The following is a 15923-nucleotide window of genomic DNA, read 5'->3' on the forward strand; positions in this document are numbered from 1 at the left end:
AAAAGTATCACAAGAAACACTACCTAAAAATACAAAAAAAGTAGAGCCTGAAATAGAAGAAGAAAAAAAAGAATCTGTCGATAAAAAAGATTTTAAGACATTCTAAAATGAGAAACTTATGAATGAAACTACACAAAAAAACAGTGAAGGAACTCAAGTGAATCACTCAATTGTTAAACAAGCTAAGAGACAAGGTGCAGATCACGTCATACATAAACTTGACGTAGAAGATCTCCAAAGACAGATTAAAAAGTTTGCAAGAATATAACAGTAGACAAAAAAATGATAAGCAACGAAGCATTTGAAAAGATCTCAAGTTTAGTAAAAACACATTCGGGAATAAACTTAAGCCCTACAAAAAAACAATTAGTTGTTGGAAGGCTCTCTAAAAGATTACGAATTTTAAATTTACCTGACTATGAGACATACCATAATGAGTGTTTAAACTCTCCAACCGAGCTTCAATGTATGATAAATACAATAACGACTAATGAGACCAGCTTTTTTAGAGAGGCTCACCATTTTGATTTCATGCGAAAAAGTATCATTCCAAAAATAACGAAAAGTTTTCGTGTATGGAGTGCGGCGGCAAGTATTGGTGCGGAAGCGTATAGTATAGCTATGGATCTGGATGATGTTTTAACACCTCTATTGTGTGATTGGGAAGTTGTAGCTACTGATATCAACACAGAAGTGTTAGAACAAGCAAAAACAGGACTTTATCCTATACGTTTTACAGATCAGCTTAATGAAAAATATTTAAAAAAATACTGCTTAAAAGGTATAGGTTCACAAGATGGACAATTTTTGATAGACGATTATTTAAGGGAAAAGGTTAAATTTAAACATGCTAATTTAATGTCTCCAATGACACCGGAACACGGTCAATTTGATCTGATTTTTTTACGTAATATGCTCATATATTTTAGTACTGAAGAAAAAATAAAGATTGTTCAAAATGTATTAAAGCATTTAAAACCTAACGGATATATTTTTATTGGTCATGCAGAATCTATTGAGCAATCTATTTTTAATGTCAAGCAGATAAAACCTACTATATATAAAAAAGGTTTATAAATGGGAAAAGATATAAATGTATTTGTAGTAGATGATTCTGCAATAGTACGCACTACAATCAAAGCACTTCTTGAATCTGAAAACGATATTAATATTTTAGGCACTGCTTCTGATCCTATCATAGCCCAAGAAAAGTTCAAGCGTAATGGAAAACCAGATGTTATTATCTTGGATATTGAGATGCCGAGAATGGACGGTCTAACATTTTTGAAAAAAATTATGGCAGAAGATCCAATACCTGTAATTATATGTTCTTCCGTAGCCCAAGAAGGTAGTTCCAATGCTATTGAAGCACTGTTTTTAGGTGCTGTTGAAGTTATTGCTAAACCAGATGTGGGAGTAAAAGGATTTTTAGAAGAATCTCGTGCTTGGCTTATTCACGCAATACATGCAGCATTCAAAACAAAACCTGTACTCAAATCAAGACCCATTCTTCAACATAATAAAAAAACTAATAATACAAAACTTGACACAGATGTCATTCTAAAACTTAAAAATAAGCAGCCTAAAAACAATACACATTCCATAATAGCTATAGGAGCTTCAACCGGAGGAGTTCAAACTTTAGAAAAAATCTTATCATCTATACCGGAAAAAGCACCTCCTATACTAATAACACAGCATATGCCGCCAGGATTTACAAAATCACTGGCATATCGTTTAGACAAAATGAGTGCACTTAGTATAAAAGAAGCTGTAGATGGGGATAAGCTACTTCACGGACGTGCTTTAATAGCTCCCGGTGATAAACATATGATACTAAAACGCTCTGGAAACTCTTATATAGTAGAAATTAAAGATGGTCCTAGAGTAAGCAGACATAAACCTAGTGTGGACGTTCTTTTTCGCTCTTGTGCGAACGAAGCAGGCGCGAATGCAATAGGATTTATACTTACAGGTATGGGAGATGATGGAGCAAAAGGGCTTAAAGAGATGCGTGACTGCGGTGCAAGGACATATTCTCAAAATGAAAATAGTTGTATAGTTTACGGTATGCCGAAAATAGCGATGGAAATAGGAGCTTCAATGGATGCTCTTTCTATAAATCAAATTGTAGATATTATTAAAAAAGGATAATTATGTATAAAAAGATCATTAAAGAATCCGTTTCTGAGCTTAACCTATTAGTAATAGATACTAGTGAGAATTCTAAGATATTTTTAACCGAATCTATCTCTAATTTTTTTAATTCAATTACTTATATCTCAAGTATGGACAAAACAATAGAGACATATAAGAATGATAAATACGATATTGTTTGGTTTAATATTGATGACTTAAAAAAATACGGACTTGATGTTGTAAACGAAATACGAAAAGATAATGAGATGCAACCTCTCATAATATTTACTCCATATACTCTAGAACACAACAACTTACTTGTAGACTTAATAAATTTAAATATTCAAGGCTTTATTAATGCTTCGATAACATCAAAGAATGAGTTATGTAAAATAATGTCATCGGTATGGACTAAAATATATAATCGCCAACTTTTTATGAATTATGTTGAGGAACTGGAAAACTTCCAACATGACATCTCTTCAATCCAGTCCTCACTTGTCGAAAATATAAATAATGACATCTCACAAGATGAGGAAGAAGACTTTTTTTTCTTTCCAGATACAACTGAAATAACTACGGAGTCACATAAAGAAGACGACTCTATATATAAAGACTATTTTAACTTTTTACAAATAGACGATAAAGAAGAATTAGTAGACTTAATGAATGATATGGATGCAGTAATGTTAGATGCATTTAACGGTTCTGATGAGAGTCTCTCTTCAATCAACAAACTCGGTACTATATTTATGCGCTTTGGTAATATACTTATGCGATACCAATTTTTCAGTGATATTGGTACAGCTATAATAGAACTCGGCAATTTAGTTGAAAGTAAAATTCATGATATTCAAGCAAAAGCCGACACACTTGATATGCTAATAGGCGGATTTTGTTCAGGACTTCATACATTTGTAGATGAAGTTTGGGAAGCGGAATCGAATAATCCAAAATTTTTTAACGACTCTATCATAAATGACTCAAGTTTAATTATGGAAATGATAGCACCTAGTGTAACTACAGAGAATCAAAATGATAATAATAGTGATGATTTGATGTTTTTTTAAATAAGTACTACAAAAATATAAACAATTAAAGGGATTAACATGGAATTTAGTAAAACAGAAAATATTTTATCATCTATAGTTGATATACTAAAACATATAGATGATGTTCAAAACGATGTAGTGGAACTATCTGAACGCTCCGTTTTAGGCTTCAATAACTTCCTTGAGGAGAATTCTATACAACCAAATGAAAAAATACTAGAAGTATTTCAGTATAACGATATAATAACTCAACAGTTAAGTGCAGTAAGTGATGCCATTGCTATGATAGAAAAAAATATAGACATTTATCTTCATGCAGTTAAACACGACCAAAATGCACTAGGTGACAGTATAGATAAATTATCTGGAAAATTAATGCAGTCACTTAAAAAAGCAAAAGAGAAACAACAAGCATTTAGTGGAAATGCTCTAAGAACAGAACATACTGAATCTATAGAGTTTTTTTGAAGATATTAATTTTCTATACAAAAGCCTAAAACAGACTATTGTATAGTTACTAAATTATGAAAGATTATTTTACTTTTTCTAAGTATTCACCATCAACAGTGTTAACTTTGATAGTATCACCTTCTAATACGTGATATGGTACTTGAACAACAGCACCACTCTCTAAAGTAGCAGGTTTTTTACTTCCGCTTGAAGTATCGCCTTTAAAGTTTGGCGGAGTCTCAGTAATAACAAATTCCATAACTTCAGGAGCAGCAACACTGATTGCATCACCTTTATAGAATATAATATCTACATTAACACCGTCTTTAAACCATTTAGATGCATCATCGCACTGATCATATGAAAGACCTAGTTGATCGTAAGTCTCAGTATCCATAAACTGATACATATCACCATCATCATAAAGAAATTGCATAGTTTTGTACGTTATTTCAGGTACTTCAAACTTATCACCTGCGTGAACAGTTTTTTCAACTACTTTGCCATTTAAAAAACTTTTCATTTTCATACGAACAAAAGCCGCACCTTTACCAGGTTTAACGTGTTGAAATTCAACCACTTTATATGGAACTTCACCAACAATTAAACGAACATTCTTTTTGATATCACCCATACCAATTGTTGCCATTAAATATGCCTTTTAAAAAAAATTTTGTTATTTTACAAAAAAAGGACTTAAAAGATAGAAAAAGTTAATTTTCTCTATATACTCTTACTTGATTTCTACCTTTATCTTTTGCCTCATAAAGGGCTATGTCTGATTTTTTTATAAGATCTTCTACCAGTTCTTCATCTGTTAATGAAGATATACCGATGCTGACAGTTATACTTAAAAGATGCTCTTCACAATCCATTTGCAAGTCTTCTACAGACTCACATATCCTTTTAGCAAACATTTTAGCACCCTCTAAAGATGTATTTTGTAATACTATACAAAACTCCTCACCACCTACACGACCAAAAAGATCACTTTTTCTAAGAAGACTTGACACCTTGTCTGTGAACTTTATAAGTACACAATCCCCTGCTTGATGTCCGTAAGTATCATTAATATTTTTAAAATAGTCCAAATCCAAAGATAGCATTTGCAACTCACCGTTATTTCTTCTTGCTATCTCAAAATATTTTGTTGCAAACTTCATAAAATGTGCACGATTACTTATACCTGTTAAGAAGTCTTGATTAGCTAAAACTTTTAGCTTTTTATTTACTTCTATAAGTTCTTTTGTTTTCTCTTTAACGGTGGAATCTAGTTGCCTACTGTATTTATAATCATAAAATAATCTTGCTATTAATAATAAGGAAATAACACCAAATAGATATAAATATGTAGCATACTCTTTTACAATATCTTCAAAATGTACATGAATATTTTCATATGGTTCAAGACGAAGGTCCTTTAAAACTGTGTGAACAGATGAATAGTCAAGTGGAACAGTCCACCCTTTGATATTGTTACTGTTTATATCATCTTCGGTAGCCTCATAAGACACTAGTTTAGCCAAAAGTTTATTGGATAAATAATCAGATGTATGTTTTAGTTTTGCTATCGGCCATTCCGGGTATAGTTTTGTACTAACTAAGTATGGAAAATCATCATACTCTACTGGAGATATTACTTTTATATCCGAAAGTTTAATTTTTCCCTCATTTTGCATTCTCTCCAAAGTATCAGTTCTGACCGTTCCTACATCAATACTTCCCTCCAGTACTGCATTTACAACGGCATCATGTGTACCTAAAAATTTTAATTCTAAATCATCCACATCTATGTCATTTTTAAGCATTTCCTCATAAGCCATGATCCATCCACCAAAACTTAATCTGCTTACAGCACCAAAAGTTTTATTTTGTATGTCTAAAATATTATTAATTTTTTTATTAGTGCTTTTAGTAAAAATAACCCCTCCAAATTGTTTGAGTTCATACCTGTTAAACTTATCCGAATTTACTAAAGTAGCTATCCTAGATACTCCAAACTTAGCTTCCAAAATAACGTAATACATTGTATTTGTAATTACAAAATCTATTTTTTTATCTCTTACACTATTTTGCATCTCACTGAAACTTAGCGGAACTATTTTAAAATTGTAATATTCCAGTTCATTATTTAAGTATTTAGCCAATGAACTCCATCTTCTAAGCGTCTCTTTGGCTCCGCGCTTTGCTAAAACTCCTATTTTAATATCTCTTTTAAATTCATACACAAACTTATCTACATCACAACCACCATTCATCATCCCTCTAAGTTGAAAAACTTTGGCGATAGATTTTATTTTTTCCTTATTTACAGAAAAAAACGGTATCTCTTTTATCATTGAGAATTTTTTTAGTGAATACCCCTCATGAATTAAACTATCCAAACTTTTATTCTGTGTATTATATTTATCAAAAATTATTTTAGAGCTCTCTTCTATATTTTTATATGCCCATATCCAGCCTTTTACTGTCGCTTCCCTAAAAGCTTTTAGCCTTTGAGGATTTTCTTTCATCTCTTTCTCAGAAGTAAACAACAGATCTTCATAAAAATCAAATCCATATTCAGCCGGATCAAAAATATTATATTTCACATTCTTTTTATCCAGTAAATAGGCTTCATTTGAAATATATGATGCCATTGAATCTGTTTTTTTATTGATCAGGTCATTATAATTAAAAGAGTGTGATTGAATTGTATAATCATCTTTATCTATACCGTTAGATAACAGCATAGCTAAAATAGATGCAGATTTCTTAGCATCGTTCGTAATCATTATTTTTTTATTTTTTAAATCTGTTATATCTTTAATTTTAGGATCTGTTGTTATAAGAACTAATGGAGATCTTTGAAATGCCGCACCAAATACGACTATTGGTTTTGCAGAGTTTCTTTCTATAATAAGCGATGATCTACCGATACCGTAAGTGCTATTTCCAGATAAAACTTCACTTACTACATCCATATTTTTTTTGTACTCTTTTATATCTACTTCTAAACCTGCATCTTTATAAAAACCCTTCTCTTTGGCAATATAATAACCTGCAAACTGAAACTGATTTTTCCATTGAAGTTGAAGAGATATTTTTGAAGTGGAGGCATAGAGTGAAATTGAAAATAAAATAAAAAACAAAAAGAATTTCATCTCTCAATCCCCCTTAATTTAGTTCTTGTTAAGAAATATTATACATAAGTTTTTTTTAAAACACAAATTCAAATGCTATAATTGCACCAAAATAATAGCTTTTAGGATAATAATTTATGGAATTCACTTTAGATGCAACTAGTAAAAATGCTCGTGCATGTACTATAAAAACAGCTCACTCAACTATAAAAACACCTGTCTTTATGCCTGTTGGTACGCTCGGGACTATCAAAGCACTCGATATGGAAGATGTGATCGAAACACTAGGGGCTGAGATCATACTTGCAAATACATATCATACTTATCTTCGTCCAGGCGATAAAACAATAGCAAAAATGGGAAAATTACATGGTTTTTCAACATACCCTAAAAGCTTTTTAACAGACAGTGGAGGATTTCAAGCCTTTTCACTCTCAGACATGAGTAAACCAAAAGAAGACGGTATTGAATTTAGAAGTCACATAGATGGAAGCAAACACTTTTTTACACCTAAAAAAGTTATAGATATTCAACAAAATTTAGGTTCAGATATTATGATGATCTTAGATGATCTTGTAGCACTTCCGGCGACACGTGAGCGTATTAAACTTTCAATAGAGCGTACAACTGCCTGGGCTGAAGAGTCGATTGAATATTTTCGTGCCAAACAAAAAGAAGGTATTGGAGTAGATCAAAACATATTTGCAATTATCCAAGGTGGTACAGACAAAGAGATGCGTACAAAAAGTGCAACTGAGCTGTGCGCACTTGATTATGACGGTTTTGCAATTGGTGGACTTAGTGTAGGTGAGCTTAATAATGAGATGTATGACACGGTTGAACATACTACACAGTATATGCCAAAAGACAAACCTCGCTATCTTATGGGTGTAGGGACTCCTGAAGATCTTATAGAGAACATTGAGCGCGGTGTTGATATGTTTGACTGTGTAATGCCTACCCGTAATGCTAGAAACGGTACTCTTTTTACATCTTTTGGAAAACTAAACATAAAAGGTGCGAAATATAAAGAAGATCCGGCTCCGATTGATCCAGAGTGTGAATGTCCTACATGTAAAAGATACTCACGTGCATATATAAACCACCTTTTCCGTGCACGTGAAATAACATACTTTCGCCTAGCAACTCTTCATAACCTTTACTACTATCTAAACCTTATGAAACAAGCACGTGAAGCTATTTTAGAAGATAGATATGATGAATTTAAAAAAGAGTTTTACGCTAAAAGAGCCAACTAAATGAGTAAAGTATTTATAACTGATCTTGATCATACATTTTTAAGAAGTGATCTAAGTATAAGTGATTTTACTAAAGAGACATGGAACTCTTTTGCTGACACTCATACGCTTGGAGTTGCGACTGCCCGTACATACAAAAAAGCAGAGCAGTTTTTAAAAGGTCTACATATAAATGCTCCTATGATACTTCTTGATGGTTCATTAATAGTTAGTGAAGATAAAAAAATAATTGATACTAAAATTATTGAGCAGGATATGGCTGATCAGATCATAGATATTGGTGCACAACACTCTCTTTATCCTTTTGTACTAGCTTTAAAAGATATAAACCTTAACGAAGCTTTTTTATACCCTAAGCAGAGAAACGACTATCAACACCGTCTGCTTGAAAGATACATAGGTGATGATAACTTAGAAGAAAAAGCAAACATCCGTGCAATGAAAGATAATTTCAAACTTGTTTATATGGGTGATGAATCTGAACTAATCAACTTAAAAAATGAACTTTATAAAGTCTTTGGAGATGAGTTAAAATATATACTTGCCCCAGAAGCTTATATGGATTGTTATTTCTTAACCCTGTTACATAAAGATGCAGACAAGGCTCACGGGCTTAAAAAAGTAAATGAATACCTAAACATAGATTTTAAATATTATACAGTTTTTGGAGATAATCTAAACGATATAGGTATGTTTGAATTAGCTGGTTCATCAGTTGCAGTTGCAAATGCTCATAAAGATGTTAAAAAAATGGCTACATTTGTATCTAAACATACAAATGATGAAGATGCGGTAGCCAAATACTTAAGAGAGCTGATCTTGTAAAAACTCCAAAAGATCCTCTTTTTCTTTTGGCTTACAAAACAAGTAACCCTGTCCTACATCACAACCGTGGCTAAGTAAAAATTCCTCTTGCTCTATAGTCTCGATACCTTCTGCTACATTTTTATAACCCATATTTCTAGATAATGATATGATAGCCTTTGCAATAGCTATATCGTTCGAATCAAGTGGCAGATCATCAACAAACGATTTGTCTATTTTTAACTCATCAATTGGAAATCTTTTTAGATAGTTTAGAGAGGAGTGTCCTGTTCCAAAATCATCAATAGATACTCTAAAACCAAACTCTTTAAGTGTATTTAATACACCCATACTATAGGTTATATTTTTCATCACATGCGTCTCTGTAATTTCAATCATAACCGAACTTGTATAAACTTTTGTCTCTTTTGTAATATTTAAGATCTCTTCTACAAATTTTTTATTATAAAGCTGGATTGTAGATACATTTATTGATATAGATTCTAATTCAGGATAGATTGTTTTAAATGTTCTGAAATCTTCACAAGCTTTTTTGAAAATAAAGTGACCTATTTCTAAAATATCTCCTGTTTCTTCCGCTATAGATATAAACTTATCCGGTCTTATATTACCAAGCTCTTTTGAATTCCATCTTGCAAGTGCCTCTAAACCTACAATTTGTTTAGTAGCAATATCATATTTTGGTTGATAAACTACATAGATCTCATCCTCTTTGAGAGCCTGTTTAAGTGCTTGTTCAATCTCCAGCCTGTCATGCATTTGAGAAGAGAGTTTCTTTTTATAAAACTGAAAATTATTTTTACCCTTGTCTTTTGCTTCATACATAGCTATATCTGCATGCTTGAAAAGTTTCTTATGATCATTCGAATCTTCAGGGAACAATGAAACACCTATACTTAAAGTTATACTTAGTTTATAGCCGTTTGCTTCTATAGGTTTTGCAAATGATTTTAGTATTTCTGAACATAAGTTTGTCGAGGTGTGCTTTGTATTTTCTCCTGAGATGATAATTACAAATTCATCACCGCCTATTCTTGCAACAATTTCAGACTCTTTAACAGTATTTTTCAGAATTTTTGAACACTCTATAATAACACTGTCACCTACATCGTGACCTAATGAATCATTTATCGTTTTAAAGTTATCTATATCTATGAAAAGAACGGCAATGCCTAAGTTGTTTTCCTCAGCTATAGGTAATTGATACTCCAAATACTCTTCAATGTTAGTTCTGTTTGGCAAACCTGTAAGAGAATCATGATACGCCATATACTCAACTTTTCTCTGTTGCATAATATAGTCTGTAATATTTAACTTAATCGCAAGGTAATTCGTAATCCTTCCTCGCTCAACAATAGGCATAATGGAAGCTTTTTCATAATACTGTGAACCATCTTTACGTCTATTTACAAACTCACCTTCCCATTTTCTTCCTGCATCCAAATGCTCATGCATTTTTCTGTAAAAAGACTCACTTTTATCACCGGACTTTAAGATTCTCGGATTTTGGCCGATAAGTTCATCTCTTGAATAACCGGTTTCTTTAACAGCCATGTCATTAACATATATGATATTGCTGTGTGAATCAGTTATAACTATTGAGTTATAACTATTCTCTACTGCAGTTTTAAAGCTTATTAGATCATCTTTTATTCTTAATGATCGTTTATATAAAAACACCACTATACTTAAAATTAAAAAAGCTATTATGAAAAGTATAGTTACAACTATACGGCTGTTATAAAGGGCATTTTCAAACTTGGTTGTTAAAAACTCTTTTAAGTCATATATTGACTTGTTAAGTTGAAAGTTTGTTTTTTTAATTGTGAAGAGTTCCTGTATTCTTTGTGTATTAACAAGAGCATGTTGTATAAAAAGTTTTAACTCTCTTAGTTTATTTTTCTCGTATAGTTTAGAAAAATATTGAATATTTTTTTCTATATGTTCATAATCTATAGATGGGTTTATATAATAGGCTAGAAGATCTGTCATTGTCTTATTTAAAAGCTGTATATCTTTATTGCCTTTGAGAAGCTTTTTATCCGTTATAGCCTTATTTAAACTTATCTGATAATGTATAGAACTTATAAGTAAAGCATTTTGAGATTTAAAACGCTCTATTGCATCCCTTTTTTCATTGAAATTTGTTTCAAGTTTTTCTAAAAGTTCTAAATATCTATTTCCATATTTTTCTTTTATATCATTTGAATTTAAAAGTTTAATGATCTCTTCAAAATTAAAAATATTTCTGTTTACAACATCATAATTGTTAAAACTGGTAGATTTTAAAAAGAAGTTATTAAAGCTTTCATCATATACTGGAAGCTTAGCTATTGCACTATCATACTGGTTACGCTCATATATTATGTCATTTACTTTTAGAAGATATGAAAATAGCGCAATTATGAAAAATAAAAAGAATATAACAAGCAAGAAGATAGTATCAATCTTTTTATCTTTTTTTACTTCTCCTAATTTATACATATATTACCTAATATCCTTTGGAAGTTCACCGCTTAGAGAGTTTAAAAACTGAACTACTTTGTGAACTTCATCTTCTGATATAGTTCTTCCAAGCTGGTATCTGGCCATGAACTTTACGACATCGTTTAGATTGTCATATCTACCATCATGAAGATAAGGTGCAGTTTTGTCTACATTTCTTAATGATGGTACTTTAAAGTAATATCTGTCTTGCTCCTCTTTAGTAACTTCATAAAGTCCTTCTCTTTTAGACTTGGCATCTTCCATTACGCCAAATTTATTATAAAGATTTCCACCAACGTTAATTCCGTGATGACATGCAATACAACCTTTCTCTTTAAAGATCTCGTAACCCTCTTTTTGATCTTTTGTAATCGCTTTTTTGTCACCGTTTAAATACCTGTCAAATGCAGAATTTGGTGTGATAAGTGTTTTTTCATACTCAGCTATAGCATCTGCTATATTATCTTCAGTAATTCCGTCTTCGAAAACCTCATCGAACTTCTCTTTATAAGTACTATTTTTTAAAACAGATATTAAGTTTTCAAAAGTGTTCCCCATCTCTATAGGGTTTTCAATTGGACCTTTTGCCTGTTCTTTTAGGTCTTTTGATCTTCCATTCCAGAACTGTCTAAAGTTATAAACTGCATTAAGCACGGTAGGCGCATTTATATCACCGACTTGGCCTTTATGTCCGACAGATGCAACAAGTCCGTCATCTCCACCATTTTGTAGATCATGACACATAGCGCATGACACAGAATTATCAACAGATAAAATTGGGTCAAAAAATAGTTCTTTACCGAGTTTTGCTTTATTATTATCAACATTCACATTTTGAGGAAGCGGCTGAATTGGTTCGGAAAATATTAGTGATGGTAAAAGTGCAATAAAAAATAGTTTAACTTTCACTTATCTCCATTTGTTAATTATAGTTAGATACATTGTATTGTTTTTATGGTTAAGAACAACTAAATTACTTATAAAAATGCGCATCATGAGCGAGTCTAATAACACCTACTGCGTAATTTGATGAATTATTATATTTAAGAACTTTTTTAATATATGAGTCAAGATATTTTAGATTTTCTTTACCGCAAACATAACAATTATATATTCTTCCATTTCTACCTTTTTTATATGAAAATGATGAATATTTTACTTTATGTTCATACTCGTACCAGTCGTTCTCAACACTAGCCATATCCGGCATTTTTGACCAATCTATAAGTTTGTTGTATTTTGCCCTTCTATGTAGGTAGTAACTTGCACTAACAATGGCATCTTCCATTTTTGTCAGATCGCCTACTTCATCTTGACGAAAACTTTTTGCATACATAAAACTGCTAGGCATAAACTGTGCAATACCTACAGCTCCAGCATACGAACTTGGAAGGTTACACTCTTGTGGTTCTATTTTTCCTTTGTAACAATGCTTAATGATCGAAGCCATATTAGTCTTACCCATTTTTAACAGCCATTTTTGACGAGGTGATTTAGGATCAACCCTTGTAACAATTGTATTAAATACTATAAATGCATCATGTTGAGGCTCTATCTTTCCCAAGTTAGTTTCTTTAAGTAAAATAGCAGCTATGACTTCACGATCAACACCGTACTTCTCTTCTGTATAGTCATAAACTTTTTTATACTTATAAAGATGTTCCATCATTTGAGGAATTCTTCCAACTAAAGTATTGTTTGCTTTTTTCTCATTCTTTTTATGCAGCTTTATATGTTTTGGCTGAAGATACTTCCAACTGATCTCATCAAACTTCTTAGTTTTAAAATATGACAATAAAAACTTATTTGCATAATCAACACTTACACCGCTTTTTACAACATCCCTACATATATCACTATAATGCTTATTTTGAAAAGTACAATTTGTATACTTCGCCGATAACGTTACACTCAAAAATATTAATATTAAAAATTTACCTATCATTTATCTCTTCTAATCTCTGTGGAGTACCTATATCTCTCCACTCCCCTTTATATAATTCAAAACTCACCTCATTATTTTCAATACTCTTTCTAAGAATAGGAGCTAGAGCAAGTTTTTGTTTTGACAAGTTTTTAAACATTTTTTTGCTGTAATAACCTATGCCTGAAAATGTATACTTGTCGTTTTTGTATTCAAAATCCCCATCTTTATTATGTTCCGGATTTTCTACAAGTATAAGATGTGCAAGTTTATCATTCAAAGAAAAACTGTTGTTAAACTCATAGTCACACCATACATCTGCATTTACTACTAAGAACTCTTCACTTAGGTGTTCAAGTGCATTTATTATTCCGCCTGCACTCTCTAATGCTCCAATACCCTGTTCATCAGAATATACTATCTCCACTCCCCACTTTGAACCGTCACCCAAAACCTCAGGTATCATAAATCCAAGATGGGCGATGTTTATAACTACATTTTTAAAACCGTTTCTTGCTAATTTCTCCAAGTGCCATACAATTAAAGGCTTCCCTCTTACTTCTATAAGCGGTTTTGGTTTCACATCCGTTAATGGACGCATACGTTCACCGCGTCCTGCGGCTAATATCATTGCTGTCATATTATTTATTTTAACTCGATTGTTTTTAAATAGTTATATAAACTTTTAGTTTGCTCATATTTTGCAGATACTTGTAACACATATTCTAAAGTCAAAGGCAAGTCTTTTAAATAACCGTCTTTATTGTCACGAAGATATAGTCTTGAGAATATACCAAGAACTTTTATATGGCGTTGAAGTCCCATAAAATCAAACCATCTTATAAACTCTTGATCACTAACCTCCGATGCCACCTTATCTCTAAAGTATAAAACCAACTCTTCTACATCTTTTTGGTCAAACTTTATATACAGATCACGAAGCAGTGACACAAGATCGTATGTAATACTTCCATTCATCGCATCTTGATAGTCAATTACACCTAAAGTGTCATCTTCTTTTACCATTATATTTCTGGAATGAAAATCACGATGAACAAAATAACCCTGAGTTTGCATCAAAACCTCATCTGCTATAGCATCTAAACTCTGTTCTATCATATTTTTATCGTAACTTATATCTTCTATATATCCATCTAAAAACCACTCCTTCATCAAAGACATCTCGAAAGTTAAAAACTCTTTGTCATATAAAGGCAGTCCTTTTGTATCTGCCTTTTGCATCTTTATTATCTCTTCTATCGCTAACTTATAAAACTTTTTAAAATTGTCTTTGTTTAGAGTACTAAGAAGATCTGTACTTCCAAAATCTTCTAAAATTAAATAACCGTTACCCTGATCTTCTAGATATATTTTCGGTGCATCCACATCAACATTCAAAAGACGTTTTGTAATATCCACAAACGGTTTTAAAGACTCTTTTTCAAGTGAAGAATCCATAACTATATAAGTTTCATTATCTTTAGATATGCGAAAATATCTCCTAAAGCTAGCATCTTCAGAGGCTACTTTCATGTTAAAGTCTTTAAACTTAGTAGTATCTAAAAAACTTTTAATCGTGTGCATATAAAGCTCCCAAGACACCGTTATGTTTCGCCCCTGTTATTCTGCTTAACTCCAAGGGTTTCTTTTGAACTCTCTTGTAAGCGAAATATGCAAACGCCATAGCTTCAACAAAATTTGAATCAACACCTAGTTTATCTGAAGTTTTCACATCAATTCCATCAAGCTTTTGAGAGATTAATTCTACTAAATATTCATTTTTAGCACCGCCACCACATATATATAGTTGTTTTATTTTATATTTTTTAACCTCTTTTGCAATTATACTTACGCTAAATTCTAAAAGTGTTCTTTGTACATCTTCAGCTCTTGTACTGAAACCTTCTAGTTTCTTCTTTAACCACTCTTTTCCAAACAACTCTCTACCTGTACTCTTTGGCGCACATTGAGATAAAAAAGGCTCATCCAATAGCTTACTAAGTAGTGCAAAATCAACTTTTCCTTCTCTTGCCCACTCTGAGTTATGATCATATTTTTTATTTTTATTTTTTTGTACCCACAGATCAAGTAAAATATTTGCCGGACCTATATCGTATCCTAGAGTTCCACCATTTAAAATAGTTATATTCGCAATGCCTCCAAGATTAAGTGCTGCAGTTTTTTTATTTGTATCTTTAAATATCTCTCTATGAAACAAAGGTGCAAAAGGAGCACCCTCTCCGCCTAGTGCTATATCGCCTGAACGAAAATCACTGACAACGTCTATACCGACCTGTTTAGCTACCAGACTTGCATCACCGGCTTGCAAAGAAAAAGGGTATTTAGAATCTGGTTCATGCCATAGTGTTTGACCATGTAAACCTATCGCTTTTATATTACTGGTATTAAGTGAAAAATCTTTTAAAAACTTTCTTATTGCATCTGCGTACATTAAACCAAGACGGTGATTGAGCTCTCCATATTTTTTTAATGTAATCTCACCCTCTATAGCTTTAAGAATATCAGTTTTTAATTCATCATCATACGGGTATTCTTTTGAGCTTACAACTTTAAATCTTGACTTTGATATTGAACATAGTGATATATCTATACCATCTAAACTCGTACCGCTCATTACACCTATATATAAACTTCTAAACATCTA

General features: G+C 31.9%; 15 protein-coding genes. 7 read left to right on the plus strand and 8 right to left on the minus strand.

From position 1 onward, the window contains the following. The first annotated feature begins 118 nt into the window (after positions 1 to 118). Genes ABZA65_RS08200 through ABZA65_RS08220 form a run of 5 tightly spaced genes read left to right on the plus strand, consistent with a single transcriptional unit; the run spans position 119 to position 3659 of the window. The gene (locus tag ABZA65_RS08200; protein WP_373072533.1) at positions 119 to 268 is read left to right on the plus strand and encodes a hypothetical protein; all 150 of its coding nucleotides are present in this window, start codon (positions 119 to 121) and stop codon (positions 266 to 268) included. 14 nt (positions 269 to 282) lie between these two features. Continuing rightward, positions 283 to 1077 (plus strand): protein-glutamate O-methyltransferase CheR, encoded by a 795-nt coding sequence (locus ABZA65_RS08205; protein ID WP_373072535.1) that lies wholly within the window; start codon positions 283 to 285, stop codon positions 1075 to 1077. Further along, entirely contained in the window at positions 1078 to 2154 is a 1077-nt protein-coding gene (locus ABZA65_RS08210; protein WP_373072537.1) for a chemotaxis response regulator protein-glutamate methylesterase, read from the plus strand. It begins immediately after the preceding gene. 2 nt (positions 2155 to 2156) lie between these two features. After that, on the plus strand, positions 2157 to 3209 hold the full coding sequence (locus ABZA65_RS08215; RefSeq protein WP_373072539.1) for a hypothetical protein: 1053 nt from the start codon (positions 2157 to 2159) through the stop codon (positions 3207 to 3209). 39 nt (positions 3210 to 3248) lie between these two features. After that, positions 3249 to 3659 (plus strand): hypothetical protein, encoded by a 411-nt coding sequence (locus ABZA65_RS08220; protein ID WP_373072541.1) that lies wholly within the window; start codon positions 3249 to 3251, stop codon positions 3657 to 3659. Positions 3660 to 3723: 64 nt separating this feature from the next. Here ABZA65_RS08220 and efp read toward each other — a convergent pair whose 3' ends face one another. Then, entirely contained in the window at positions 3724 to 4290 is a 567-nt protein-coding gene (efp, locus tag ABZA65_RS08225; protein WP_373072543.1) for an elongation factor P, read from the minus strand. Positions 4291 to 4354: 64 nt separating this feature from the next. Beyond that, entirely contained in the window at positions 4355 to 6784 is a 2430-nt protein-coding gene (locus ABZA65_RS08230) for an ABC transporter substrate-binding protein (RefSeq protein WP_373072545.1), read from the minus strand. 116 nt (positions 6785 to 6900) lie between these two features. On the opposite strand from ABZA65_RS08230, the gene tgt reads away from it, so the two are divergent. Both tgt and ABZA65_RS08240 read left to right on the plus strand, forming a co-directional pair. Beyond that, a complete protein-coding gene (tgt, locus tag ABZA65_RS08235) occupies positions 6901 to 8022 on the plus strand; it encodes a tRNA guanosine(34) transglycosylase Tgt (protein ID WP_373072547.1) in 1122 nt (373 codons plus the stop codon). Further along, the gene (locus tag ABZA65_RS08240) at positions 8023 to 8847 is read left to right on the plus strand and encodes an HAD family hydrolase (protein ID WP_373072549.1); all 825 of its coding nucleotides are present in this window, start codon (positions 8023 to 8025) and stop codon (positions 8845 to 8847) included. It begins immediately after the preceding gene. Here the strand turns inward: ABZA65_RS08240 and ABZA65_RS08245 are convergent. The 6 genes from ABZA65_RS08245 to ABZA65_RS08270 form a co-directional block, all read right to left on the minus strand. Then, a complete protein-coding gene (locus ABZA65_RS08245) occupies positions 8827 to 11331 on the minus strand; it encodes an EAL domain-containing protein (protein ID WP_373072551.1) in 2505 nt (834 codons plus the stop codon). The genes ABZA65_RS08240 and ABZA65_RS08245 overlap by 21 nt on opposite strands. 3 nt (positions 11332 to 11334) lie before the next feature. Further along, positions 11335 to 12243 (minus strand): cytochrome-c peroxidase, encoded by a 909-nt coding sequence (locus ABZA65_RS08250; protein ID WP_373072553.1) that lies wholly within the window; start codon positions 12241 to 12243, stop codon positions 11335 to 11337. A gap of 64 nt (positions 12244 to 12307) precedes the next feature. Continuing rightward, positions 12308 to 13279: a lytic murein transglycosylase gene (locus ABZA65_RS08255; RefSeq protein WP_373072555.1), complete on the minus strand. Its 972-nt coding sequence runs from the start codon at positions 13277 to 13279 to the stop codon at positions 12308 to 12310. Further along, a complete protein-coding gene (murU, locus tag ABZA65_RS08260; protein ID WP_373072557.1) occupies positions 13269 to 13898 on the minus strand; it encodes an N-acetylmuramate alpha-1-phosphate uridylyltransferase MurU in 630 nt (209 codons plus the stop codon). Before murU ends, ABZA65_RS08255 begins: the two co-directional genes overlap by 11 nt. 5 nt (positions 13899 to 13903) lie before the next feature. Beyond that, a complete protein-coding gene (locus ABZA65_RS08265) occupies positions 13904 to 14842 on the minus strand; it encodes an aminoglycoside phosphotransferase family protein (protein WP_373072559.1) in 939 nt (312 codons plus the stop codon). Next, positions 14829 to 15920 (minus strand): anhydro-N-acetylmuramic acid kinase, encoded by a 1092-nt coding sequence (locus ABZA65_RS08270; protein ID WP_373072561.1) that lies wholly within the window; start codon positions 15918 to 15920, stop codon positions 14829 to 14831. Before ABZA65_RS08270 ends, ABZA65_RS08265 begins: the two co-directional genes overlap by 14 nt. Between the last annotated feature and the right edge of the window lie 3 nt (positions 15921 to 15923).

The sequence above is a fragment of the Sulfurimonas sp. genome (assembly GCF_041583195.1).
Classification (GTDB): domain Bacteria; phylum Campylobacterota; class Campylobacteria; order Campylobacterales; family Sulfurimonadaceae; genus Sulfurimonas.